Below are 24,407 nucleotides of genomic sequence, written 5' to 3'. Positions count from 1 at the left end.
TCCGGAGCAAGACTGGAGGCGGACGGGGACGTCCGCGCTCCGAGTATTACGTGGAACCGGTGGGCTTCTCCATCTTGTGCTTGGGTGCCTCGGTGATCATGTCTTCGAGGGCCGCGCCGGCAGGGATCATCGGGAACACGTTTTCATACTTGATGCACTCGGCTTCGATGATACAAGGGCCGTCGTTGTAGTCGAGAGCCTGCTGGAGGATACGCTCCACATCGGCTGGACGGCGGATGTGGAAGCCTTTGATGCCATAGGCCTCGCCAAGTTTCACGAAGTCAGGGTTGCCAACGAGATCCACCCCGCTTTCACGGTTTTCAAAGAACAGCTCCTGCCACTGGCGCACCATGCCCAGGTAGCTGTTGTTGAGGATGATGATTTTGATGGGCAGCTTGTGGATGGCGGCAGTGGCCAGTTCAAACAGGGTCATCTGAAAACCGCCGTCACCGCAGATGGTCACCACGAGCTTGTCCGGGCAGGCGAGCTGCGCACCAATGGCGGCCGGGAAGCCAAAGCCCATCGTGCCTGCACCGCCGGAGCTGATCCAATGATAGCTGGCATCATTCTTGTAGAACTGGGCCGCCCACATCTGGTGCTGGCCCACATCGGTCGTGACGATGGCCTTGCCCTGGGTGAGGGTGTAAAGCTCATCAATGACCTGCTGCATGCGCAGGCCGCCCTGCTTCTTGTAAGTGAGGGGGAATTTCTTTTTGTAGCCGTCCAGATGCTCTACCCAGTCTTCGGTAGGGAGTTTCTCCATGAGCGGCAGCAGCTTGGTCAGGGCGGCTTTGGCATCGCCCTTGATGGCCACATCCACCTGGATCATTTTGTTAAACTCCGCCGCATCAATATCAATGTGGATGAGCTTGGCATTGCGGCCGAACATGTGGGCCTTGCCGATGATGCGGTCATCGAAGCGGGAGCCGATGTTAAGAATGAGGTCGGCTTCGCAAATGGCCTTATTGGCATAGGCGGTGCCGTGCATGCCGAGCATGCCGAGCGAGAGCGCGTGGGTTTCAGGAAACACACCTTTGCCCAGCAGGGTGGTGGTCACTGGCGCGCCGAGGGTTTCGGCAAGCTGCAGCAGTTCCTTGTCCGCACGGGCGATCATGGCTCCCTGGCCGGCGAGGATGACGGGGCGCTTGGACTGGGCGATGAGGGCGGCGGCTTCTTCGATGCCCTTCATGTCAATCTTCAAAGACTCTTCCGGATGGTATCCAGGAAGGTCCATAGGCTCATCGTAGTTACCGGTAAAGGGGGCCTGGCTTTTGTCTTTCGGAATGTCAATGAGCACCGGGCCGGGACGGCCGGTGGTGGCGATGTGGTAGGCCTCGCGGGCGATGCGCGGGATAGCATTGGTATCCTTCACCAGGTAATTATGCTTCACCACGGGAGCCGTGATGTTAAAGATGTCCGCTTCCTGGAAAGCATCCTTGCCCAGCATCCAGCTCACCGTCTGGCCGCAAAGCACGATCATGGGCACGCTGTCCATCTGGGCCGTCATGAGACCGGTGATGGTATTGCCGGCACCGGGGCCGGAGGTCACGAGCACCACGGCGGGCTTGCCTGTGGCGCGGGCATACCCATCGGCCATGTGGACGGCACCCTGTTCATGGCGCACGAGGACGAACTTCATGTCCGTCTTCATGGTTTCGAGAGCGTCGAAGATCGGGATGGCCGCGCCACCCGAATATCCGAACACGTATTCAATGCCGAGATCGGCCAGGGTTTTGATCAGCGCCTGTGCGCCGTCCATTTTTTGTGTGCTCATGTGTTGGTCAGATGAAAATTGTGATTTCGGGGGTCATTTTCGCGTCTAGCCATAAAATAGCAATCAAAAGTTTGGTGATTTAGTGGCAATTTCACATTAAATGGGGTGTTGTTGCTTTGAAAATTGCCAAAATTGAGGCAATTTCAGTGTGGTGGGTGTATGGCGAATTCAAAAGTTTCGCTTTCGCGCTCTCATGGCAATGGTGAGAAGCAACGCGGAAAGTCAATAATTCAAACCCGCTGTCCTGCCGCACACATGTTGGCTGCGGCATCTGTGTGCAGAGGAGACCGGATGGCAAAACAAAAACCCCGCCAGCGGAAAACGCGGCGGGGTTTTTGAAAGGGGGCTGTGGCGGGCGGATTACTCGCCTGCGGTGATGTTCAGCACCTGACGGCCTTTGTAGTAGCCGCATGAAGGGCAGGCCACATGGCCGGGAACGGAAGTGCCGCACTCAGGGCAGCTCTTGAGGACGGGGGCGCGCCAGCGGTTGGCTCCCTGACGGAGGCGTTGGCGGCTCTTGGATTGTCTGCGTTTTGGATTGGCCATGTTCGGAAGGGGGTCGCTATTTCAGTTGATCAAGGGCATTCCAGACTCCGCCGTCTGCACCGGGCTCTTCGTTGACCAGAGGCTCGTCGCGTGGTTCGAATTTGCCCTCAGCTGGACAGTCGCGCGGATCAACGTTGCCATCTTCACAGCGCGGGAAGTTTGGAAGGGTTAACAGAATGTCTTCTCTTATAAGGTCTGTCAAGTCCATCGTTGTATCCTTTTCAATAGGAATTTCGGCTTCGTATTCTGCCAAGTCCACTTTCATTTGGAACCGCTCCAGGCAGCGGCCGCATTCCAGGCTGAAGGTGGCGTCCAGGCTGCCTGTGACGATGATGTCCTTGTCATCCTTGATGAAGGTGAGGTCATAGGTGAGCGGAGACTCCGCCTTGACGAGGTCGGTTTCCGGCAGGTTGAAAAAGCTGGCTGGCTGCGTGCCGGTGACCTGCTTGCCGTCTGCGGGCAGGTTGCGGATGTCGAATTGAAAAGGTTTCATGGGATAAGGTGCGGTTGAGTTGTAGGCAGCCCCTTCGGATCAGGCTGACTGTTTCTTCTTCAGCGCGACGACGACGTGCGGCGGCACGAACTGGTTCACATTGCCTCCCAGCCGGGCGATCTCTTTGACCAGCCGGCTGCTGATGTAGGTGAGTTCTTCCCGTGGCATGAGGAACATTGTTTCGAGGTTGGGTTCCAGCTTGCGGTTCATCAGGGCCAGTTGGAATTCAAATTCAAAATCGCTCACTGCGCGCAGGCCCCTGACCAAGGCCACGGCAGACTGCTGTTTGGCGAAGTCCACCAGCAGGCCCTGAAAAGGCATGACGCGCAGATTGGAGATGTGCTCCGTCGCGCCGACCAGCAGTTCCACGCGTTCATCCAGGGTGAAGAGGCTCTGCTTGGCATTGTCCTGGGCCACGGCCACAATCAGCTCATCAAACAGCCCGGCGGCCCTTTGCAGCACGTCAAGGTGGCCATTGGTGATGGGATCAAAACTTCCTGGATAAATGGCGCGGCGCATAAAGGTGAGACGCATTCGTTACTCGTTCAGACAGCGGGAGAAAAGCGATTGCTCAGGAAAGTTGTAAAACCTTGTCGTTTCCAATATCTGGATGCCAGTCCACTATCAGCCATGAACGACGAAAACACCACCATCGAGACGCGCGAGGAAGTCATGTTTTTTGATACTGACATTGGCGGTGTCGTCCACAACATCGCCTACTTGCGCATGATCGAAACGGCCAGGACCCGCTTGGCCGCCAAGCTCGGCATGAAGTTACGGGATATGGCCCAGACGCAGGTTTATCCCGTGGTTGTGCGGACGGAAATTGATTACCGGAAGCCAGCCACCTTGGGGGATGAACTGGTCATCACCGGCCGTCTGGACAGCGTGGAGCGTGTGCGTTTCTGGTGTGCGTTTGAGGTCCGCAGGGCAGGGGAAGAGACGGTGCTCATCACCTGCCGCCAGTCCTTGGCGCTCGTCCAGATGCCCCAGGGGAAGCCCATGCGTCTGCCGGAAGACTGGATGATGAAGTACAAGCACCTCTTCTTAAAGAAGCGCTGAGCCGCAGGGCTTTCTTCACGCCTCCAGTTTCCAGTTGCCCCGGTATTCGCGGGTGAGAAGCCTGGACGCCTCCGGGTCATCGAGAATGGTCTCGGTGACAGGGTCCCATCGGATGGGCCGGTTTACGAGGAAGGCAATCAGCGCCAGATGCCCGGGCGTGGCGCTGCGGTGGGCGGTTTCCACCGGGGTGACAGTTGGCTTGCGGGACTTCACACAGTCCAGGAAATTACGGTGATGCCCGGGTGTCTCGTACAGGCGGGTCTTGATGACGTCGTCCCCCAGTTTTGGCGCGGTGGAGGCTTCCACCACTTTGTCTCCCTCGCGTTTTTTGATGATCTTTTTCAGCTCCGCTTTGGAGGCATCATACGTGCCGTTGCGGTTCACATACACCCATCCATCGGTGCCGGCCCACTTGGTGCCCATTTTGATGTCATCGTGGCCGCCGGCGATGGTCATGATGACATCTCCTGCGTAGGTGGCCTCGGCGCGATATTTGGTCGCCGTGTTCCAGATGTCCGTGCGAGGCGGCATGTCCACCTGGAGCGGTTTGACCAAAGAAGGGCCGCTGCTGTCCATGTCCATGCCCCAATGGGCGATGTCACAATGGTGGCCGATCCAGTCGAGAAGCTGGCCGCCGCCGATATTATAGTCCCAGCGCCAGTTTTTATGGACGCGGCATTCAATGTAATCCTGCATGGCGGCCGGGCCGATCCACATCTCATAGTCCAGTTCTGCAGGCGGTGGAGTGACATTCCATTTGTCCCCGGTTTTGGCAAAATCGTTGTGACCGGCAGGCAGGCCGACTTCCACATGGGTGAGCTTGCCGATCAGGCCGTTGCGCACGATCTCTGCGCCAATGCGGAAATTGTCCTCGCTGCGTTGCCAGGAGCCCGTCTGCCAGATCCGGCCATAGCGCTGGACCGCACCAACGATGGCCTGCTGCTCGGCGATGGTCCGGGCAAGAGGTTTTTCTCCGTAAATATCCTTGCCGTTTTTGGCTGCTTCAATCGAAGTCAGCGCATGCCAGTTGTCCGGCAGGGCGAGCATGACCGTGTCAATATCACCCCTGGCCATGACCTCGCGATAATCGTGGTAGCCTTTGCAATCCGTGTTTTTGTAAGCCGCATTGACTGTGCCGACCGCTTTTTCCAGGTTGCGTTTATCAATGTCACAGGCGGCCAGAATGCGGCAGTCAGCTTCAGCCAGGAACTTGTTCGTATTACCCGGCCCCATCATGCCCCATCCCAGCACGGCCATGGTGATCTTGTTAGAAGGGGCGTTTTGCCCCAGCACGCTCGCGGGAATGATGGTGGGAAAGCCGATGACGGCAGCCGTTTTGGTCAGAAATTCACGGCGGGAAGAAAGAGGAATTCGTTTCATGCTTGGGGCGTTTTAGCCAAAGGTGGGCAGTCGTGTCGAGAACGATTTCCGGGCTGAAACAGTAAGTTTGCTGGCCATTCCTGGCAAACCGCACTAAAGCTGCCACCCCTTCGGAAAATCCGTTTGCAAAATGAACGGTGGCAACCATAAAACGCCCGCGTTTTTTGAACGCTCCAGAGTGCCTGTGTGTCACAGTGCGCTCTTACCAAGACAACCCCAAACAACCATGATAGTGACAGTATGATCCAAGTGCAAAACCTCCGAAAAGTGTTCGGCAGCAAGGTGGCGGTGGACAACGTCTCCTTCTCTGTCGAAAAGGGTCAGGTCCTCGGCTTCCTCGGGCCGAACGGTGCTGGCAAATCCACCTCCATGCGCATGGTGACGGGCTATTTCCGCCCCACCTCCGGCAGCATCAGCATTGGCGGCATCAACATGCTTGAAGAGCCAGAGCTGGCCAAGCGCTCCATTGGCTATCTTCCTGAAAACGCCCCCCTCTATTCCGATATGACGGTGGCCAGCTTCCTGGGCTTTTGCGCAGAGCTGCGTGGAGTCACGGGATCTGCCAAGAGCAAGGCGGTGGACCGAGTGCTGGAACTTTGCTTCCTGGAAAATGTGCGGAATCAGAGTGTGGACACCCTTTCTAAGGGCTATCGCCACCGCACCTGCTTCGCCCAGAGCATCATCCATGATCCGGATGTGCTGATTCTGGATGAGCCGACGGACGGCCTGGATCCCAATCAGAAGCACGAAGTGCGCGGGCTGATCAAGCGCATGGGGGAATCCAAGGCGATCATTTTCTCCACCCACATTCTGGAGGAAGTGGAGGCCGCATGCTCCCGCGCCATCATCATTGACCGCGGCAAGGTCGTCGCAGACGGCACACCGGAGCAGCTCAAGAAGCTCGTCCCGGGTGTGAACACGCTGGATGAAGTCTTCCGCGCCATCACCCGTCCTGACACGGTGAAATAGTCCAACTCAGAACCCCTTTACTCTTTTTAAACAACCTCATGAAAAGCAGAGATCTGGACAATACCCTCGCTATTTTTAAGCGGGAGTTCCTCTCCTACTTCAACTCACCGGTGTTTTACGTCATCGTGGTGATCTTCCTCCTGGCCACAATGGGCTTTACGTTCTTCTTCGGCCAGCTTTTGAACACGGACAATGCGTCTCTCACGCAGCCGTTCTTCTTCTGGCACCCCTGGATTTACATCGTGCTTGCCCCGGCTGTCGGCATGCGCCTATGGTCGGAAGAGCACCGTCTCGGAACGTTTGAGCTGCTGATGACCATGCCGGTCTCCCCCTGGCAGGCCATCATTGGCAAATTCGTCGCAGCGGCCCTCGTCTGGCTCATTGCCCTGGCGCTGACCTTCCCCGTCGTTATCACGGTGTTCTGGCTGGGGAATCCAGACCCGGGGCCCATCATCACCGGATACGCGGCCAGCTATCTCTATGCCCTCGGCTGTCTTGCCGTGACCAGCGCGGTCAGTGCTTATACCCGCAGCCAAGTCGTCTGCTTCATTGTCTCCGTGGCCGTCTGTGTGACGCTGACGCTGATCGGAAATCCTGGCATTGTGGACACCGTGGTACGCACGCTGCCGTCCTCCTTTGAATACGTGGTCAGGTTCGTCAGCTACCTCAGCTTCATGGACCACTTTTTTGAGATGACCAAAGGCATCTTCGTCTTCCGTGACGTCCTGTATTTTCTCTCGGTGATCGTGGTAGGCCTCCTCATCACCCACCTGGCACTGCGCTCCAAGCGTGCCTGATTCTTCCCAAGGAACATCCCAAACCATCTGAGAATCCTTATATGAATTTAAACAGCAAAGAAGGCACCGCAGGCATCACGGCCCTGCTGGTCATCGCCATTGTCGTCGCCGTGAACTTTCTGGTCGGAGGTCTTGGCCTCGGCAACCTGCGGGTGGACCTCACCCAGGACAAGCTCTACACCCTTACCCAGGGCAGCAAAAACATCCTGGAACGCCTGAATCCTGACAAGCCGGTGACCATCCGTTATTATGTCACCACCGAGGACCGGGTCATGCCGCCCATGCTGAAGTCCCATGCCAGTACCGTTCAGGATCTGCTGCTGGAATTTCAAAAGGCATCCCAGGGCAAGCTCATCCTGGAAAAGCTGGCCCCCAATCCCAACACGGAAGATGAGGACCGTGCCCGTGAGGACGATCTCCAGGGCATGACAGTGAACCAGAACGGTGACAACATCTATCTGGGCATGGCCATCCAGAGCGCCGCGCAGAAAGAAGTTTTGCCCTTCCTCAGCCCCAACGAGGAAAACGCTCTGGAGTATAACATCGCCCGGGCCATCCAAAAGGTGTCCAAGAACACCAAGACCGTCATTGGAGTCATGAGCGCCATGCCGGTCATGGGCTCTCCCATGTTCCCCTATCAGCGGCAGGCGGGTCAGGATCCATGGATCGTCATCCAGAGACTGCGCATGGATTATGAAGTGCGTGACATCCCGATAAGCGCCGACAAAATTGACTCAGACATCAGCACACTGGTGGTCATCCACCCGGCGGACATCTCCGAAATTTCCGAATACGCCATTGACCAGTACCTCCTCAAAGGCGGCAAGGTCATCGCCCTTGTGGATCCGCAGAGCATCGTCGCCCAGCGTGTTTACAGCAACCAGCAGAATCCCATGACCGGCCAGCCGGGGGGAGTGATCAATCCCAGCTCAGATCTGGCCAACCTTTTCAAAGCCTGGGGCGTGAACTATAACAAATCCCTGGTTGTCGCCGATGTGAACTATCGCGGCATGGCCCAGGGCGGACAGAATCCCGTGGAGCTTCAGCTTCCCCGTGAGGCACTCAGCAAAGATGAAAGCATCACTTCCAGCTTGCAGTCCCTCCGGATGCTCATGGCAGGTTCCTTCAGCATTGATGCCAAAGAAGGCATTACCGCTGACACTCTTTTCAGCAGCTCGGAAGCCAGCGAGATGATTGACACCACGGAGGCTGAGAAGCTGATCCGCGAAAAAATGACCAATTTCAACCCGAGCGGCCGCCGCCAGATCATGGGCGTACGGTTGAGCGGAAGGTTCAAAACCGCTTTCCCTGGCGGTCGGCCGAAAGGCCCCGCTGGCAGTGCTGAAACCGGCGGTGCCCAGGACGATGCCACGGCTCCAAATGCCGCCCCAGCCGCAGATGCGCCCGCTCCCGCAGCAGCAACACCAGAGGCTGCAACCGCGACTGAAGCAGCCGCACCAGTGGCCCCTCAAACTGAAGCTCCAGCCACAGAAGCTCCGAAAGCCGAATCGCCGAAGAAGCCGATCGAAATTACCGACGGCACCATCAAAGAATCTGTGAATACAGAAGGCGTGGTCATCCTGTTTTCCGATGCTGACATGATGTTTGATGCCCTCTGTGTGGAGCAGGACCGCGTGACTGGCGGTCTCGTCGCTGCCAACTCCAATCTGCCGCTGATGCTGAATGCCATCGAGGCTCTGAGCGGCGGCGGTGACCTCCTGAAAGTGCGCAGCCGCGCCTCCATCCAGCGTCCCTTCATCAAAATGGACGAACTGCGTGAGAAGGTGGAAAAAGACTACCGTCCTAAACTTCAGGCATTGCAGGCCAAACTGGATGAAACGGCCCAGAAAATGGGTCCGCTCCGTGTCAAAAACGGCCAGCTTGCCGACCCGCGCCAGATCAAGGAATTGAATGAGCTCATGAGGACCCAGTCGGACATCAACCGTGAGATCCGCGAGGTCAAAAAGACCCAAAACAAGGAAATAGATTTCACGGAGTCCATGATCACCCTGCTTAACTTCCTTGTCGTGCCGCTGCTGGTCATCAGCGTGGGTCTCCTCCTGGCCATCCGCCGTCGTGTTTCCACCGCCGCCGTTTGATCCTGCCAACCTTTAATTTCGACGTTATATTCCCATTTTATGAAGAAGATTCTCATCCTTTTCATCATCCTCGCCGGACTTGTGGCCGCCGCTGTTGTTTATCAGAACCAGCAGAACGCCACCCTGAACACCGCCGCCAGCCGTGGCGTGAAGTCCCGTGAGCGGCTGTTGCCGGACCTCGACATTCTGGCAGTCAAAAAGTTGCGCATCAAAGACGCCAAATCCGAACTTAACATCACTATTGACGCAGATGGCAAGAGCGCAAAGGTCGCCGAGCGTGATGGTTATCCTGCCAGTCTGGACCGCATCAGCTCCATATTGACGGAGCTTTACGACCAGCGTATTGCCAGCAAGCAGGAAGTCCGCAAAGGAGCCTGGGCTGAAATCGAAGTCCAGCCTCCCGGTGAAGGCAATGAAGGTGTTGGCACCCTGGTTGAACTCCTGGGAGAAGGGGACAAACTCGTCAAATCCCTCATCCTCGGCAAACAGATTGACATCACCGGTGGCCGCAGCAGCACCCAGTTCGACGGGGGTAATCAGCGGTTTGTTCGCATTCCCGAGGATGGGGACACCATCTGGGTTGTCAGCAACACCTTTTTCAGCCTGGAGCCAAGCGCTGATACCTGGTTGGACAAATCCTTTCTGGATGTCCAGAGAGTGAAAGAGGTAAGCGTCACTTTTCCGGATGACCGGGAAAGCTGGAGGGTGGTCCGCAAAGACGACGTAACCAATGATTTCACGCTTCTGGATGCCAAGCCGGGAGAGGCTCTGGATAATTCCAAGCTCTCCGTTTACAACCTGCTTTCCAGCCCGGTCTTCAACGATGTGATTTCGAAAGAAAAGGGGGCGGAACTGCTCAAGGATGCCATCAAAGTCAAGATCGTCACCTTCGACGGTTTCACCTACGATCTGCTCACCACTAAACAAACCAAGGATGGGACAGACCGTTTTTTTCTCACGGTGGACGTGAGCGCCGACATTCCCAAGACGCGGCCCCCGGTTGCGGATGAGAAGGAAGAAGACAAAAAGAAAGCGGACGAAGAATTCGCTGCCAAAAAGAAGACCCTCGAAGAGAAGCTCGCCAAGGAGAAGAAATTCGCCAACTGGGTCTATGAAGTCTCCGAATACACCGTTAATAACGTGCATAAAAAACGCAGCGAAATCGTGAAAGTGGAGGCCAAGGCCACTCCCGCTCCTGCCACAACGCCTGAAGCGCCCGCAGCTCCCGCACCCGACGCTCCAGTTAGTCCGGTAACCGCGCCTGAAGCTCCGGCAGCCTCAAAGTCCACCCCTGCTCCGGCGACGAATGAGACCCCGGCCGCCCCTGCGGCTGGTGCAGACTCTCTGAATCCCCAGCCGCCGTCGGTGACCACTCCTCCCATCCAGATTCCTGCAGCACCCGCATCGGAAATCAAACCGGAGGCAGACCCAGAAGCCGCACCTCAGGTGCAGCCTCAGAACTGAACGCCTCTGTTCATCCACCCTTCAAACGGCAGCCTGTTTCTTCGCAGGCTGCCGTTTCTGTTTTCGGGAAGTCTTGCATGAAGGGGGGGACGGGCAGTGTCGCTCGGTCACACATGCTGTTAGGTGGCAGGCTGACTTCAGAGAAAAGTGGTGATGCGCTCTGCGCTTTCGCCGCCCATAGGGACGCTCCGCGCGGCATGTGGATTTCTGAATTCGCAGCACGTCCTGGAGTGCGGGGCAGAGTGGCAGACGCAAGTCTCTTGCCTCGGCAGCAGCACTTTCGTGTGCTCCTCGAGGCGCTCAAACTGGCGTTACCCCAGGTGCTGCAGCATCTCGATAGGCACCCCTAATCCGCCTCAGTCCGCCTTATCAATCAGCTTCGCGAATTCATCGAAGAAATACTTCGCATCATTCGGACCCGGAGCTGCCTCAGGGTGGTATTGGACGCTCATGACCGGCGCTTCACGATGGCGCATGCCCTCGACGGTGCCGTCATTGAGGTTGATATGAGTCACTTCCACATTGGACGGCAGGCTGCCAGGATCAATGGCAAAACCGTGGTTCTGGCTGGTGATGGATACCTTGCCGGTGCGCAGGTCTTTGACGGGCTGGTTGCCGCCGCGATGACCGAACTTGAGTTTAAAAGTCTTGCCGCCATAGGCGTGTCCCAGGATCTGGTGGCCGAGACAGATACCAAAGACGGGCGTCTTGCCAATCAGCGACTTGACCTCCTGATGGATGTAGCCCAGCGCGGCCGGATCTCCAGGACCGTTGGACAGGAAGACGCCGTCCGGATTCCGGGCGAGCACATCGGCAGCAGAGGTGGCGGCAGGGACGACGGTCACATGGAAGCCGCTTTGGCGCAGGCCGCGCAGGATGTTGCGCTTCATGCCAAAGTCATAGGCCACGATGTGGTGCCGGGCCTCGCCCAGAGGATGGAAAGCGCCTTCCGGACCGCCTTCGCGGTTCTGGCTGGGGCTGGGGATGTCCCACTGGCGGCTCAGTTCGTTTTCCGGGTCCCAGGTGTAGATGCTGGGCGTGCTGACTTCCTTGACGAAATCGCTGCCGCTCATGGGCGCGCTTTCCAGGGCCAGCTTGACGGCCTCTTCCACTGTGCCCACCTCGGTGGTGATGACGGAGCGCATCGCACCCAGCGTGCGCAGGTGCTTGGTCAGCGCGCGCGTGTCAATGCCCTGGATGCCGGGGATGTTATGCTGCTTCAGGTATCCGTCCAGGGACTGGCTGCTACGCCAGTTACTGGGCACATCGCACAGTTCCTCAATGACAAATCCGCGCACATGCGGCTCGCTGCTTTCATCGTCCAGGGTGTTGATGCCGTAGTTCCCGATCATCGGGTAGGTCATCGCCACGATCTGGCCACGGTAGGATGGGTCCGTCAGGACTTCCTGATAACCGGACATGGACGTGTTGAAGCAGATTTCGCCCGTGCGGGTGCCGGGTGCGCCAAAGGAGATGCCTTCAAAATATCGTCCGTCTTCGAGTGCCAGAATTGCTTTCATTAAATGGGAAACTTGGGCACCTAGCGCCATAGTACGGGGAATGCAAGGGGCGGATGAAATGTCTGCAAGATGCTCGGGGTGTGCGCAGGGCAATCGTCAGAGCAGATTTACTCGCATTCCTGGCTTCCCCTGGATCCCTGTCGGCGAATGTAAGGAAGGGACTTTACAGGGGGACAACCGTCTCCATTCATGACGGTTCTGTTTCAGCCAACCCTCTGATGACCACGAGACCCGACCTCAAGTTTACCTCCCTGCTTAGCGACATGGCCGCCCGGCTCGAATCGCTCGAAATCCAGCCTCGCGTCCCCACCGAAGTGGCTCCAGGGCTGGGTGAAACCGCTGCCCGTCTTGCCCAGGAGTTGCGCAGCTTTGCCGCCAGCCTGATCCAAGCCCAGGAAGCCAAACTGGCCGCCGACATCGCCGCCAAGGAGGCCGCCATCCTGGCCCGTGAGCAGGCCCTTGCGGAGAAGGAGGCGGCGAAGGCGGCTGAGAAGGCACGCATCGCTGAAGAGAAAGAAGCTGCCCGAGTGGCCAAAGAGCAGGCCGCTGCTGAAAAAGTGGCCGAGAAAGCCCGTCTCCAGGCTGAAAAAGAAGCGGCCATCCGTGCCCGAGAAGAGGAGGCCGCGGCGAAGGCCGCTGAAAAAGCGCGTATTGCTGCAGAGAAGGAAGCTGCGCGAGTGGCCAAAGAACTGGCCGATGTTGAAAAAGCGGCTGAAAAAGCCCGTCTCCAGGCTGAGAAGGAAGCGGCGCGAGTGGCCAAAGAACTGGCCGATGCAGAGAAGGCTGCCGAGAAGATCCGCATCGCCGAGGAAAAGGAAGCCGCCCGCATCGCCAAAGAAAAGGCCGCCGCCGAAAAAGCCGCTGAGAAAGCCCGCCTCCAGCAGGTAAAAGAAGCCGCCGCTCTTGCGCGGGCCCAGGCCGCCGCCGAGCAGGCAGCTGAAAAGGCACGCCAGCAGGCCGAGAAAATTGCCGCCCGTCAGGCCGCTGCCGAGGCCAAAGCCAAGGCCGATGCCGAACGCGAAGCTGCGCGTGAGGCCGCCCGCGAGCTGGCCCGTCGCGAACTTGAAGCCGTGAAAGCTGCCGCCGCCGCGCTGAAGGCGAAACAGGATGCCGAAAAAGAAGCCGCCCGCCAGGCAGCCGAAGAAGCCAAAGCCCGGCGTGAAGCTGCCGCCGCCAAGGTCCGCGCCGAGCAGGAAGCCAAAGAACGTGCCCGCCGCGCTGCGGCCATTGCGGCGATCGCTGCCGAAAAAGCAGCCATGGAAGCTGAGCAACAACGCGTCGCTCAGGAGAAGTAGCTCAGTTGGGCTCCAACTGATTCATACGCTATCTCCACACCGGCTGGTGGAAACCGTTTCAGACCTCCCGTCCCCCTCTCCCCGTCGCAGAGCGGCGTACGTCCATTAGCCGCGCCTTTTTAAGGCGCGGTTGTAACCCTCGCACCGCCTTCGCTCATCGCATCGCACATCAGCCCACCGTCACCGGCACAAGTCGCGCCAGGTCCTGAGGCAAAGGAGAGTGAAACGTCAGCTCCCGCTCATCCTGAGGATGCAGCAGCTTCAAGTCACTCGCATGCAGGGCGATGCGTTTCACGGGATCGCTCTTCGCGCCGTATTTGTCATCGCCCACAATGGGACACCCTGCGGCAGCAAGCTGCGCGCGGATCTGATGGCGGCGGCCGGTTTCCAGCGTGATCTCCAGCAGGCTGCGACCGTATCCTGTGCCCAGCACGCGGTAATGCGTGACGGCTTCGCGAGTCGTGGCGGTGGCGTGGTCCAGGGCATAGACACGATGCGGCTGCGTCTCGTCAATGTGGTTCACCAGTTTGCCGGACGGGGCCTTCATGCTGCCTTCCACAATGGCGAGGTAACGTTTGTCCATGCGGTGCCAGTTTTCCTGGAGCCAGACTTTGGCGTCCTCGCTCTTGGCCAGGACCAGCAAGCCGGAGGTCTCACGGTCCAGGCGGTGGACGATCCACAGGCGGTCGTGGCTGCCGTGGGTGCTTTCACGCAGGTAGTCCGTCATGATGCGGAAGGCGGTCTTGTCGCGCTCGGTATCGGTGGCGATGGTGAGGAGGTTGACGGGCTTGCGGATAACCAAAAGCTCATCATCTTCATGCACCACGCTCAGTCCCGCAGGCAGGGGCGTGGTGGCGGGCGGAGCCTTCTGCGGCTGGATGCTGACCACGTCCCCCGGCTGCAGCTTGTGGTCGTGCTGGGTGATGGTGCGGCCATTGACCTTGATGGCGTCAAAGCGCAGCCATTGTTTCACTTTCGTGCGTTTGACCTCGGGCCATTGGGCCAGCAGGAAGGGCAGGAGCGGGGCGGTTTCGGTGGCGGTTTTGGATGTCATTCTCCGGTTTTTCTGACGAGTCGGAACTGGCGCTGGTACTTCAGCGGCGTGATGCCGATGTGGCGGTGGAAGTGGTGGGTGAAGCTGCTTTGGTCGCAGAAGCCGAGGTCGGCAGCGATGAGGTTGATCTGGGCGTCCTCCTGCTGGAGCGCATCGCAGGCGGCCTGGATGCGCAGCTTCATGATGAAAGCCTGCGGACTGACACCAAAGGTCTCCACAAACTTGCGATGAAGCTGGCGCGTGGAGATATGCACCAGGGCGGCCAGGTCCTCAACCGTGATTCGCTCCCGAAAGTGCTCCCGGATATACGCCAGCGCATGCTCGATCTGCCGGTATGGATGCACCGTCTCCACGGCGTGGCCATAGCTCTGCGTGGTGCCCATGATGCCGATGACGCGCCCCCGGCGGTCCCTCACAGGCAGCTTGTTGGTGATGAACCAGTCCGGAATACCCTGCGGATTGAAAAACAGCTCCACCAAGTTCAGCCGCGCCTCGCCGGTGGTCAGGACCTCCTGGTCATCCCGGCGGAAGTTTTCCGCCAGCCGGGCAGGGAAGAGATCGAAGTCCTCTTTGCCGATCAGCTCTGCCTCGCTCTTGAACCCCAGGCTCTCAACGAAGTGCTGGTTGGCGCAGACAATCTGAAAACGGGCGTTTTTGGCAAAGAAGGAGATCCCCGGCAGGTGGTCCAGCACCCGGTAAAACTGGCTCTCAGGCGCAAGAGCGCGCAGGAAACGGTCGCGGAGCTGTTCGGGGCTGGGCATCGGGCGGCATCGGCGCGGAGGGCGGGCATCTGCGGCGGAGGTCAGTCTTCCATCAGTTTCACCGCCAATGACCGCATGGTCTGCCGGTAAGTGACGTTGTTCAGGCGGTCGAAGGCCTCGTCCAGGTTGCGCAGGATGCGCAGCAGAATGGCATCCGTGCTGGCCGGCGTCTGCACCACATCCTCAATGGATGGATTCGCGGCCGGGTGATGCCGGGCCACATCGCTGGAGAGCATGAAGCGCCCGCGATTGAAACAGTCCACCAGCCAGGTGCGGTCAGAATGCTCCACCCGTGCCAGAAAGTGTCCGGGAAAATTGCAGCCTTGGATGTCCAGGCCAAACCGCTTGCCTAACAAACGATACAGGCAGCATAGGCTGATCGGATTACCCAGTCCCGTCTCCAGCACCCACAGCAGGTTGCTGTTATTGGGCGTGTAATAGTCCTTGCTGTTGCCACGGAAGCGCACACTGCCTTCGCGCACGGTAAACATCCATTCGCTCAGCTCGCGCGCATCCATGCGCCCCTGGTCCTTGAAGGCCTCCTCGGCCAGGTCGTCCAGGCGTTTGGCCAGTTCCCCTGTCTGCGTGCGCCAGCCATGCATGTAGGCGGAGATTTGCGCAATGCCTTCCTCCAATTGGGTGGTCGGATGGTCCAGCCAGCGCCAGCGCATCCAGGTTTCCTCCAGCTCCGCGCGCCGCGCAGGCTCCAGCAGGCGGCCCATGTGGCGCTCCTCATCCGCCGTGAGCTGGCGGTCCATCAGCCGTAGCCGCTCCGGCAAATCCTGGCGGATGCTCATCAGCTCCTTCTGCACTGCCTCCTGCACCACCTGGGATTCATCATCCAGCAGGGAGATGAGGTCATCAAGTTTGGCGAGTCCGGACATGGGGAACTTTTAGCAGAGCGATGGCGGGAGCAAAGACGAAAGTGTGGCAGGAATTGGCAAAAATACGCTCTTTTATATTCCCCTTTATTTAATTTTAAGTAAAGTTTAGAAAATGGCATCTTCACGGATCATACGATGCATGCTTTTCCTCCTGCTGCTGGCGCTGCCCGCCACAGCCCAGGCGCTGACCTTTAGTACCGTGATCCTGGATGCCGGGCATGGTGGACACGATGGCGGCGCGGCCTGGTATGGACTGGTGGAGAAGCGTCTGTGCCTGGATGTGGCCCAGCGCGTGGAGCGTCTGCTGAAGGCCAAAGGGTTGAAAGTCGTGATGACGCGGCGCACGGATACTTTTGTCTCTCTGGATGACCGGGCCTGGATCGCCAACCGCAATTCGCGCTCCGTCTTTGTCAGCATCCACTTCAATGCCAACCGCACCACCAGCATTCATGGCATGGAGGGATACTATCGCAGCAGCAATGGCAAGATCCTGGCGGGAAGCATCCTGCGCTCTATGGACCGGCGGGTCACGGGTAAATACCGGGGCCTCATCAGCCGCAATTTCAAGGTCCTGCGCTCCACCAAAATGCCTGCCGCGGTGATCGAATGCGGTTACATCAGCAACCGCACGGAGGCCAACCGCTGCGCGACTCCCTCACATCGGCAGGCCATTGCGGAAGGTATCGCTGCGGGTATCCTGGCGGTGCGAGGATGAAGCCATGAGCGACGTGACGATGACCCAACGGGTGGTGCGGGTGATCCCAAATGTCCGTAAGTCTGACTATGCAGGCTGCGGCATGAATGAGAAAGGCCGCTCCGTGCTGCTGATCAAGCTGGGTGCGAATTTGACGTTTGGAATCCGGCGGCTGCGGTTGCAAAGGCTGCGTCTGGAAGCGTTTACTTTTGGGGGCCTTTGGTTGGGAGTTTTGCGAAGTGTGGTCACTGCGCTCTAACTCAGCAAGGCCATCGGTGTGATCTTCTGCCACCATCGCTGCCAAGGCCTTGTGTGCGCTCCGGACCGCGTGCGCCGCCTCATGCAGGAGCAAGGCCTCATCGTCCTCCAGCCCAAGACCTGCGCACCTCAGACCTGCGACGGTCGTGCCGACCTCCCCTCGCCCAACTGCTGCTGGACAAGCCTCTGCCAGAGTGCCCTAACAATATATATATGAGCCGGCGACATCACCTTCATCCTCCGTGGCGAAAAATGGCTTTACCTGGCCGTCTTCATCGAACTGTGCTCACAGCGGAATTTGCCAAGTCCAATTTCAATGTTCAAGGGCCCCATTGCGAAATTCGACACATCTTTTGCCGTGGGATTTCGCGAAAGATCTCGTTTCAAAAGACACAACCGCGCACACTCCGGCGCTCCGACCACCCATGAAACTGACCTCGTTACTCACCCTCGCACTCCTGTCCTTCGGGCTCACGGCCGCCCAGGCCCAGGAGGGCTTCCGTCCGTTGTTCAACGGCAAGGATCTCACCGGCTGGGATGGCAATCCAGAGCTGTGGAGTGTCGAGGACGGCTGCATCACGGGCAAAACGAACGGCCCGGAGCACCTGAGCTACAACCAGTTTCTCATCTGGCGCGGCGGTCAGGTCAAAAACTTCGAGCTGCGCATCAAGGCCAAGGTCACCGGCAATAACACCGGCATCCAGTACCGCAGCAAGGAGCTGCCGGAAAACGGCAAGTGGTCCGTCGGCGGTTACCAGTGCGACATCCATCCTGCCGCGCCGAACAACGCCATGGTGTATGAAGAAAAAGGCCGTGGCATCATCTGCCAGAACGGCCAGAGCGTGGTCATTGACCAGGCGGGCAGCAAGTGGCTCGTCGCCGAGCGCGACCCCGTCGCCGTGGATGTCGCCCAGTGGAATGAATACACCGTCATCGCCCAGGGAAACCACCTCATCCACAAGCTCAACGGCCAGGTCACCATTGACCTCGTGGACCATGAGGAAAAGGCCATGGCGCTGGAGGGCCTGCTGGCTTTCCAGATCCATCGCGGTCCGGCCATGAACGTCCAGATCAAGGAAGTGATGTTCAAGGAGCTGCCTGAGGGCGGCGTCATTCCCTTCGCCAAAACCAACATTCCGAACGACGCCCAGAAGATCGAAAAACCCGGTCCGGCCGCGAAAAAGGGACCTGCCAAAAAAGGCCCGGCGCAGGACAAGGCCAAAGGCAAAGGCAAAGAAAAGGCCGCAGGGAATGCACCTGCGCCTGCCAAGGGCAAAGGCAAGGCCAAAGCACCCGCCCAGGCTCGCCGCCCGGCAGCCGTCGGCCCGGCCATTGGTGAAAACAAGGCCACGCCGGTGGAGCGCATCAAGGCTGCGAAGGACTTCAAAGTCGAGCTTCTCTATTCCGTTCCCGGTGGCGAGCAGGGCTCCTGGGTGGCCCTTTGCAATGACGACAAGGGCCGCATCTACGCCAGCGACCAGTATGGCGATCTCTACCGCTTCTCCCCGCCTGCCGCAGGCCAGATGCTGGAGCAGAAAGACGTCCAGAAAGTGCCCGTCAACATCCGCGCCATCAACGGCATGGTCTTCGCTTTTGGTGCCCTCTATGCCGGTGTGAACGACTACGAACAGGTGGCCCAGAGCGGCCTCTACCGCATCTCCGATACCGATAACGACGACCAGCTCGACAAGGTGGAACTCCTCCGCGCTTTCGATTCCAAGAGCGACCACGGCGTGCATGCCCTCATGCCCACTCCCGATGGCAAGGCGCTGTATCTCATCACCGGAAACAACGCCGTCCTCGCCGAAGGCCCCATTGACGGCACTCCCTCCACCTCCCCTGTGCCGAAGCTCTGGGGCGATGACCACCTGCTTCCGCGCATGCCCGACGGTCGCGGCCACAACCGCCACGTTCTGGCCCCCGGCGGCATCGTTTACCGCGTCTCTCCTGATGGCAAAAACTTCGAGATCTTCGCCTCCGGCTTCCGCAACATCTATGACGGCGGCGTCAACAGCGACGGTGAACTCTTCACCTACGATGCCGACATGGAGTATGACTTCAATACGCCCTGGTACCGCCCAACCCGCGTGAACCACGTCGTCAGCGGTGGTGAATACGGCTGGCGCAACGGGGCAGGGAAGTATCCTGAATTTTATCCTGACAACCTGCCTGCCACCGTCAACATCGGCCCTGGTTCCCCCACCGGTACCACCTTTGGTTATGGGGCCAAATTCCCCGCCAAATACCAGCGCGCCTATTACATCATGGACTGGAGCTGGGGCAAGCTCTACGCCGTGCATCTCACCGAAGACGGCTCCTCCTATACCGGCGTCAAAGAGGACTTCATCACCGGAGCCCCGCTGCCTCTCACGGATGCCATCATCCATCCCAAAGACGGTGCCATGTACTTCGCCATCGGCGGCCGCCGCGTGCAGTCCGGCCTCTATCGCGTCACCTATACCGGCAGTGAGGATACCTCCCCCATTGACCTCACGCCGAAAGTCTCCGCCGAGCGTGCGCTGCGTCATCAGCTTGAAGCCTTCCATGGCAAGCAGGATCCGCAAGCCGTCGCCACCGCCTGGCCGCACCTGAATAGCAAAGACCGCTTCATCCGCAGCGCCGCCCGCGTCGCCATTGAGCATCAGCCGCTGGCTGAATGGGAGGCCAAAGCACTCAGCGAAACCGATGCCGGCCGCCAGCTCGAGGCCCTGCTCGCGCTCGCCCGCGTCACCGGTGTGAGCCCCAGCCAGCGCCCCGAAGGTGCCGCCATCACCATCAATACCGCCGCCCGCGACAAGATGCTCGCCGCCCTGTTGAAGCTGGACTTCGCCGCTCTCACGCCGGACCAAAAGCTCAGCCACGTTCGCCTCGCCCAGATCATCCTTACTCGTTTTGGCAATCCTGACCAGGCCACGATGGACAAGCTCATCGCCCAGCTTGACCCTGCCTTCCCCTCGGAAAGCTTCGAGCTGAACTGGCTCCTTTGCGAGACCCTGGCCTATTTGCAGGCCCCGAACACCGCCGCCAAAGGCATGGCCCTCATCGCCGCCGCCGACAGCCAGGAACCGCAGATGGAATTCGCCCGCAGCCTCCGCATGCTCAAAACTGGCTGGACTCCTGAGCTGCGCACCGCCCAGCTCGAGTGGTTCCTGAAAGCCGCCAACTACAAGGGCGGCTCCAGCTTTGACAAGTTCATCGAGTTCATCCGCAACGACTCCCTGGCCACCTTCACCGAAGAGGAAAAAACCCTCCATGCCGAACTCATCGCCAAAAAGCCCGAGCGCAAATCCGCCATCGAAAACGTCGGCGCCATGCTCGCCGGCCGCACCCCCACCATGTGGACGCTGGAAGAGCTGAGCGCCGCTGCCAAAACCGGCCTCAAAAACCGCGACTTCGATACCGGCCGCAAGATGTTCGGTGCCGCCGCCTGCTACGCCTGCCATCGTTTCGGCAATGCCGGCGGCATGAACGGCCCCGACCTCACCGGAGCCGGTGGCCGCTACAGCCCGCATGACCTGCTGGACCAGATCATCAACCCCAGCAAAGAGATCAACGAGCAGTTCGCCCCCATCGTCGTCACCCTCAACAGCGGTGAAGTCCACATCGGCGTCGTCGTCAACCTCAGCGGCGACAACGTCACCCTCAACACCGACCTTAGCGACCCCAACCAGCGCGTCGGCATTGACCGCAAAGAAGTCAAAAGCATCGAGACCAGCAAAGTCTCCCCCATGCCCCCCATGCTCCTCGCCATGCTGAAAAAGGAAGAGATCCTCGACCTCCTCGCCTACATCCTCAGCGGTGGCGACAAGACGAACGCCATGTTTAAAGTTCAGTAGTCATCACTCTCCGAGTGATGGGTTTGGAGTCCGACAGTAAATGTCGCTTCACTCCCCCGGAAGTTCCGGGGGAGTGATAAAAGCTCGCCTTTCTCCTTTCTCCCCAACCACAGATCATTTAAATAACGGGGATGAGAAGTCCCGTTGGCCATCACCCCCGCCTGGAGCGGATTGAACTGGAGCAAGGCCTCATCGCCTACCGCTGCCCCGAATCCGGGGGCCACTGGATTCGCGCGGAACACTATTGGAAATGGCACAGCACCCGGAAGGATACACCCCCCGCCAGCACCCCCGCTCTCGACGAGGAAAACCATCCGGTCAGCGAATACGACGATGCGGTGAAACTCTGTCCAGATTCCGGCACCGTCCTGACCCGCTACCGCGTGGGCCACGGTCATGCCTTTCGCATTGACCGCTCCACCACCGGCAGCATCTGGCTGGATGGCGGAGAATGGGAGGCACTGAAAGCCGAAAATCTCCACCACACCCTGCACCTCATCTTTGGCGCGCCCTGGCAGAAAGCCGTCCGTGACCAGGCCCGCGATGAAACCCATCGCCTCCAGCTCATCCAGCGCCTCGGCCCAGACCTGCATGCCCGGCTTGAGGCCCTCCACCAGGAACTTGCCCACCATCCCGAACGCGCCGCCGCCCTCGCCCTGCTCAATTCTCCACTGAAACATGAGCCGCTTCCTGAATAAGCCCAGGTCTCCTTGACGATGAAAACCCGCCTGTTCTGGATCGCGCTGTTGCTCAGCCTTTTTGCCATCCTGGCGTGGTTTATCCCCCCTTTTCCACTTTTTATGACCATAGTGTTACTGGGCGCACTGCTCCTGCCGGTGCTTGTTTTCGCCTTTATCTGTTTGTGGTTAGGCTGGCGGCGCGGGCGAACCGTTGAATGGGTGATGCCTGTTTTACATGCGCTGCTGATTGCCTTCGCTTTCTCTGTGGTGCTGGTTCCGGTAAACCGCCAAATTTTCCGTCTGGCCAGAGATGACGCCATGGCCTTTCCTGACCGGTTGAGCCCGCTGCTTGAGGAATATCGGACGAAGCATGGTACCTATCCGCGTGATCTCAAAGAACTCCCGAATCCTCCTTCACTTCCACGAATGATGAGTGCTGAAAGCTACCAGTCAGACGGGCAGTCATATTCATTCCGGTTTAATGACCAAGCTCTTTTTGGGATGTTAAATACCTTTGAAAACAGTTCCATGGAGTGGGAAGGCGAGTTTTGATGCCTGGATTTGTCCGTTCCTCTCTCCTCAGCCCTCCTTGACTCGCCGCTTCTCCCCGGCAAGATGGGCGGCCCATGACTGATGCCATTTCCAATGTCCTTGCCGAACGTTACGCCACTCCCGCCATGCGCGCCCTCTGGTCGGGCGAGGGGAAAGTGAAGCTGGAGCGGGATTACTGGATCGCCGTTCTCAAGGGCCAGCGCGACCTCGGCATCCCGGTGCCGGATGGCGTCATCGAAAGCTACGAAAAGGTGAAGGACCAGGTCAACCTCACCTCCATCATGGAGCGCGAGCGCGTGACCCGTCACGATGTCAAAGCCCGCATCGAGGAGTTCTGCGACCTGGCCGGGCATGAGCACATCCACAAGGGCATGACCAGCCGCGACCTCACGGAAAACGTCGAGCAGCTCCAGGTCTTCCGCGCGCTGTTGGAAGTCCGCAAAAAGAGCATCGCAGCGCTGTCCGGCTTCGCCAAACGCGCCGCCCAGTGCCGCGACATCCCGATGACCGCCCGCACGCACAACGTCGCCGCGCAGGTCACCACGCTGGGCAAGCGCATCGCCATGTTTGGTGAGGAAATGCTCATCGGCGTGGAGGCGCTAAACGCCCTCATCGCCAGTTATCCGGCGCGTGGGCTGAAGGGCGCTGTCGGCACCCGCCTGGACCAGATCACCCTGTTCAATGGCGATGCCTCCAAGGCCCGCGCTTTGGAGGACCGCATCCTGCATCACCTCGGCATCAGCGCTTCTTTGGATGCCGTGGGCCAGGTGTATCCGCGCAGCCTGGACCTCCAGGTTGTCTCCACCCTCACCCATGTGGCCAGCGGTGCGGGCAGCTTCGCCAAGACCCTGCGCCTCATGGCCGGCCACGAGCTGGCCAGCGAAGGTTTCGCCAAAGGCCAGGTGGGCAGCTCCGCCATGCCGCACAAGATGAACAGCCGCTCCTGCGAGCGCATCAACGGCTTCCACGTCATCCTCAAAGGTTACCTCGCCATGGCCGCCGGTCTCGCTGGCGACCAGTGGAATGAAGGCGATGTCTCCTGCTCCGTCGTCCGTCGCGTCATGCTGCCGGATGCCTTCCTGGCCATGGACGGCTTGCTGGAAACCCTGCTCACCGTGCTCAATCAGATGGAAGTCTTTGAGGCCGTCGTCGAGCAGGAGCTCATGCGCTACCTGCCCTTCCTGCTCACCACCACTGTGCTCATGGAAGCCGTCAAAGCCGGTGCCGGCCGTGAAGCCGCCCATGAGGCCATCAAAGAACACGCCGTCGCCGTCGCCCGCGACATGCGCACCGGCAAAGTCACCCACAACGACCTCCTCGCCCGCCTCGCCGCCGATGACCGCCTCGGCCTCAAGGCCGATGCCCTGGACGCCGTCGTCGCCCACGGCAAAGCCAACTCCGGTGATGCTCCTGAGCAGGTGGATCACTTCGTCTCCCGCGTGGGTCAGCTCACCGCGCAGCATCCTGAGGCCGCCGCCTATGAGCCCGGCAGCATTCTGTGATGCTGAGGTGCGAGGTCGAAAGAGGCCCGCCGCACGGAGCGCGAGTATGCTGAGCGGAGCGAACGCTACTCGCCATTCTGAAAGGCGAGCGAGGAGTCTTCCACGCCCATACCTCCATATCCTCCCGCACTCACGATACTTCGCAATCGCGTCAGAAAAAGGCATCAAGACGTTCGAATTTAAGAATCTTTTCTTTTTCCAATCCGGTGCCATTTGCGCCGCGTTGCTTTCATAAGAGCGCCTGATTCAACAGGGCTCCAGCCTAACCGGCATCCCCCAGCCGGAAAGCAAAGATTGTTCAACCTGACCCAGCCTGTGTGCGATGAATGCCGACCCAACCCTGACCCCTGATGCCACTGGCAAAGACCCGGCATCCAGGCACTTGCCTGCACCGGAGGTGGAGCGTGAAACGGCTGAAAAACTGGCAGACAGGCAGCATGCGGAGACGCTGCGCAAGCTGGAGGAGATGACGCAGAGGCTCAAGCAGCTGGAGCAGACCAGCCGCCGCTCCAGCCTCAATGTGCCCACCTTTTGGCTGGCCTTGCTGGCAGTGGCGTTTTCCTCTTTCTCGGTCCCCTGGGAGACCGTGGATGAGCGGGTGACGGTGTGGAGTGAGCAGGCGAAAAAGGCCCTCAAACCGCAGCCGCGCCGGATGAATACGAATGTCCGGCTGGAGCGAATGACGGCTCCGGAACCAGAGCTTCCGATGGATCCGTCATCGCCATTGTCGGATGCATTGCTGCTGCTGCCAGGGGTGAATGCGCGACCCATCGCACTGCCTTGAATT

22 protein-coding genes are annotated in these 24,407 nt (G+C 59.2%); 13 read left to right on the top strand and 9 right to left on the bottom strand.

The features are described from left to right. Window positions 1-46 precede the first annotated feature (46 nt). From ilvB to coaD, 4 genes are all read right to left on the bottom strand, one after another. A complete protein-coding gene (gene ilvB / locus WJU23_RS07935; protein ID WP_346332015.1) occupies window positions 47-1,774 on the bottom strand; it encodes a biosynthetic-type acetolactate synthase large subunit in 1,728 nt (575 codons plus the stop codon). Window positions 1,775-2,134: 360 nt separating this feature from the next. Then, a complete protein-coding gene (gene rpmF, locus WJU23_RS07930) occupies window positions 2,135-2,320 on the bottom strand; it encodes a 50S ribosomal protein L32 (protein ID WP_346332014.1) in 186 nt (61 codons plus the stop codon). Window positions 2,321-2,336: 16 nt separating this feature from the next. Continuing rightward, entirely contained in the window at window positions 2,337-2,813 is a 477-nt protein-coding gene (locus WJU23_RS07925) for a hypothetical protein (RefSeq protein WP_346332013.1), read from the bottom strand. 39 nt (window positions 2,814-2,852) lie between these two features. Further along, the gene (coaD, locus tag WJU23_RS07920) at window positions 2,853-3,332 is read right to left on the bottom strand and encodes a pantetheine-phosphate adenylyltransferase (protein ID WP_346332288.1); all 480 of its coding nucleotides are present in this window, start codon (window positions 3,330-3,332) and stop codon (window positions 2,853-2,855) included. A gap of 111 nt (window positions 3,333-3,443) precedes the next feature. On the opposite strand from coaD, the gene WJU23_RS07915 reads away from it, so the two are divergent. Then, entirely contained in the window at window positions 3,444-3,875 is a 432-nt protein-coding gene (locus WJU23_RS07915) for a thioesterase family protein (protein WP_346332012.1), read from the top strand. 15 nt (window positions 3,876-3,890) lie between these two features. Here the strand turns inward: WJU23_RS07915 and WJU23_RS07910 are convergent, their stop codons facing one another. Continuing rightward, window positions 3,891-5,255 carry a Gfo/Idh/MocA family oxidoreductase gene (locus WJU23_RS07910; RefSeq protein WP_346332011.1) on the bottom strand — a complete coding sequence of 455 codons (1,365 nt, stop codon included), beginning with the start codon at window positions 5,253-5,255 and terminating at the stop codon, window positions 3,891-3,893. Between the two features lie 240 nt (window positions 5,256-5,495). Here WJU23_RS07910 and WJU23_RS07905 point away from each other — a divergent pair, with 240 nt between their 5' ends. From WJU23_RS07905 to WJU23_RS07890, 4 genes are read left to right on the top strand one after another with little or no spacing between them, the layout of a single operon-like run. Beyond that, entirely contained in the window at window positions 5,496-6,224 is a 729-nt protein-coding gene (locus tag WJU23_RS07905) for an ATP-binding cassette domain-containing protein (RefSeq protein WP_346332010.1), read from the top strand. A gap of 38 nt (window positions 6,225-6,262) precedes the next feature. Beyond that, complete coding sequence (locus tag WJU23_RS07900; RefSeq protein ID WP_346332009.1) at window positions 6,263-7,021, top strand: ABC transporter permease subunit; 759 nt, start codon at window positions 6,263-6,265, stop codon at window positions 7,019-7,021. A 41-nt stretch (window positions 7,022-7,062) separates the two neighbouring features. Continuing rightward, window positions 7,063-9,120 carry a GldG family protein gene (locus WJU23_RS07895; RefSeq protein ID WP_346332008.1) on the top strand — a complete coding sequence of 686 codons (2,058 nt, stop codon included), beginning with the start codon at window positions 7,063-7,065 and terminating at the stop codon, window positions 9,118-9,120. Between the two features lie 39 nt (window positions 9,121-9,159). Beyond that, window positions 9,160-10,584 carry a DUF4340 domain-containing protein gene (locus WJU23_RS07890; RefSeq protein WP_346332007.1) on the top strand — a complete coding sequence of 475 codons (1,425 nt, stop codon included), beginning with the start codon at window positions 9,160-9,162 and terminating at the stop codon, window positions 10,582-10,584. Between the two features lie 356 nt (window positions 10,585-10,940). On the opposite strand, the gene carA is transcribed toward WJU23_RS07890, so the two are convergent. After that, the gene (gene carA / locus WJU23_RS07885; RefSeq protein WP_346332006.1) at window positions 10,941-12,104 is read right to left on the bottom strand and encodes a glutamine-hydrolyzing carbamoyl-phosphate synthase small subunit; all 1,164 of its coding nucleotides are present in this window, start codon (window positions 12,102-12,104) and stop codon (window positions 10,941-10,943) included. Window positions 12,105-12,322: 218 nt separating this feature from the next. On the opposite strand from carA, the gene WJU23_RS07880 reads away from it, so the two are divergent. Continuing rightward, window positions 12,323-13,399 carry a hypothetical protein gene (locus tag WJU23_RS07880; protein ID WP_346332005.1) on the top strand — a complete coding sequence of 359 codons (1,077 nt, stop codon included), beginning with the start codon at window positions 12,323-12,325 and terminating at the stop codon, window positions 13,397-13,399. 169 nt (window positions 13,400-13,568) lie between these two features. On the opposite strand, the gene WJU23_RS07875 is transcribed toward WJU23_RS07880, so the two are convergent. Genes WJU23_RS07875 through WJU23_RS07865 form a run of 3 tightly spaced genes read right to left on the bottom strand, consistent with a single transcriptional unit; the run spans window position 13,569 to window position 16,098 of the window. After that, window positions 13,569-14,453 (bottom strand): RluA family pseudouridine synthase, encoded by an 885-nt coding sequence (locus WJU23_RS07875; protein WP_346332004.1) that lies wholly within the window; start codon window positions 14,451-14,453, stop codon window positions 13,569-13,571. After that, window positions 14,450-15,214, bottom strand: a complete 765-nt coding sequence (locus tag WJU23_RS07870) for an AraC family transcriptional regulator (protein ID WP_346332003.1) — start codon at window positions 15,212-15,214, stop codon at window positions 14,450-14,452. Before WJU23_RS07870 ends, WJU23_RS07875 begins: the two co-directional genes overlap by 4 nt. 41 nt (window positions 15,215-15,255) lie before the next feature. Further along, complete coding sequence (locus WJU23_RS07865; protein ID WP_346332002.1) at window positions 15,256-16,098, bottom strand: transglutaminase-like domain-containing protein; 843 nt, start codon at window positions 16,096-16,098, stop codon at window positions 15,256-15,258. Window positions 16,099-16,237: 139 nt separating this feature from the next. Here WJU23_RS07865 and WJU23_RS07860 point away from each other — a divergent pair, with 139 nt between their 5' ends. From WJU23_RS07860 to WJU23_RS07830, 7 genes are all read left to right on the top strand, one after another. Further along, window positions 16,238-16,813, top strand: a complete 576-nt coding sequence (locus WJU23_RS07860; RefSeq protein ID WP_346332001.1) for an N-acetylmuramoyl-L-alanine amidase — start codon at window positions 16,238-16,240, stop codon at window positions 16,811-16,813. Between the two features lie 4 nt (window positions 16,814-16,817). After that, complete coding sequence (locus WJU23_RS07855; RefSeq protein WP_346332000.1) at window positions 16,818-17,051, top strand: hypothetical protein; 234 nt, start codon at window positions 16,818-16,820, stop codon at window positions 17,049-17,051. A 424-nt stretch (window positions 17,052-17,475) separates the two neighbouring features. Beyond that, window positions 17,476-20,886 (top strand): family 16 glycoside hydrolase, encoded by a 3,411-nt coding sequence (locus WJU23_RS07850; RefSeq protein ID WP_346331999.1) that lies wholly within the window; start codon window positions 17,476-17,478, stop codon window positions 20,884-20,886. Window positions 20,887-21,017: 131 nt separating this feature from the next. Further along, complete coding sequence (locus WJU23_RS07845; protein WP_346331998.1) at window positions 21,018-21,584, top strand: hypothetical protein; 567 nt, start codon at window positions 21,018-21,020, stop codon at window positions 21,582-21,584. Window positions 21,585-21,602: 18 nt separating this feature from the next. Beyond that, entirely contained in the window at window positions 21,603-22,118 is a 516-nt protein-coding gene (locus WJU23_RS07840) for a hypothetical protein (RefSeq protein WP_346331997.1), read from the top strand. Window positions 22,119-22,192: 74 nt separating this feature from the next. After that, window positions 22,193-23,620 (top strand): adenylosuccinate lyase, encoded by a 1,428-nt coding sequence (gene purB, locus WJU23_RS07835; protein ID WP_346331996.1) that lies wholly within the window; start codon window positions 22,193-22,195, stop codon window positions 23,618-23,620. A 322-nt stretch (window positions 23,621-23,942) separates the two neighbouring features. Then, a complete protein-coding gene (locus WJU23_RS07830; RefSeq protein WP_346331995.1) occupies window positions 23,943-24,404 on the top strand; it encodes a hypothetical protein in 462 nt (153 codons plus the stop codon). Window positions 24,405-24,407: the final 3 nt, after the last annotated feature.

Origin of the sequence: Prosthecobacter sp. SYSU 5D2 (genome assembly GCF_039655865.1) — a bacterium.
GTDB lineage: Bacteria > Verrucomicrobiota > Verrucomicrobiia > Verrucomicrobiales > Verrucomicrobiaceae > Prosthecobacter.
The sequence above is the reverse complement of the archived record's forward strand: the minus strand, read 5'-3'. Positions and strand labels throughout refer to the sequence as shown.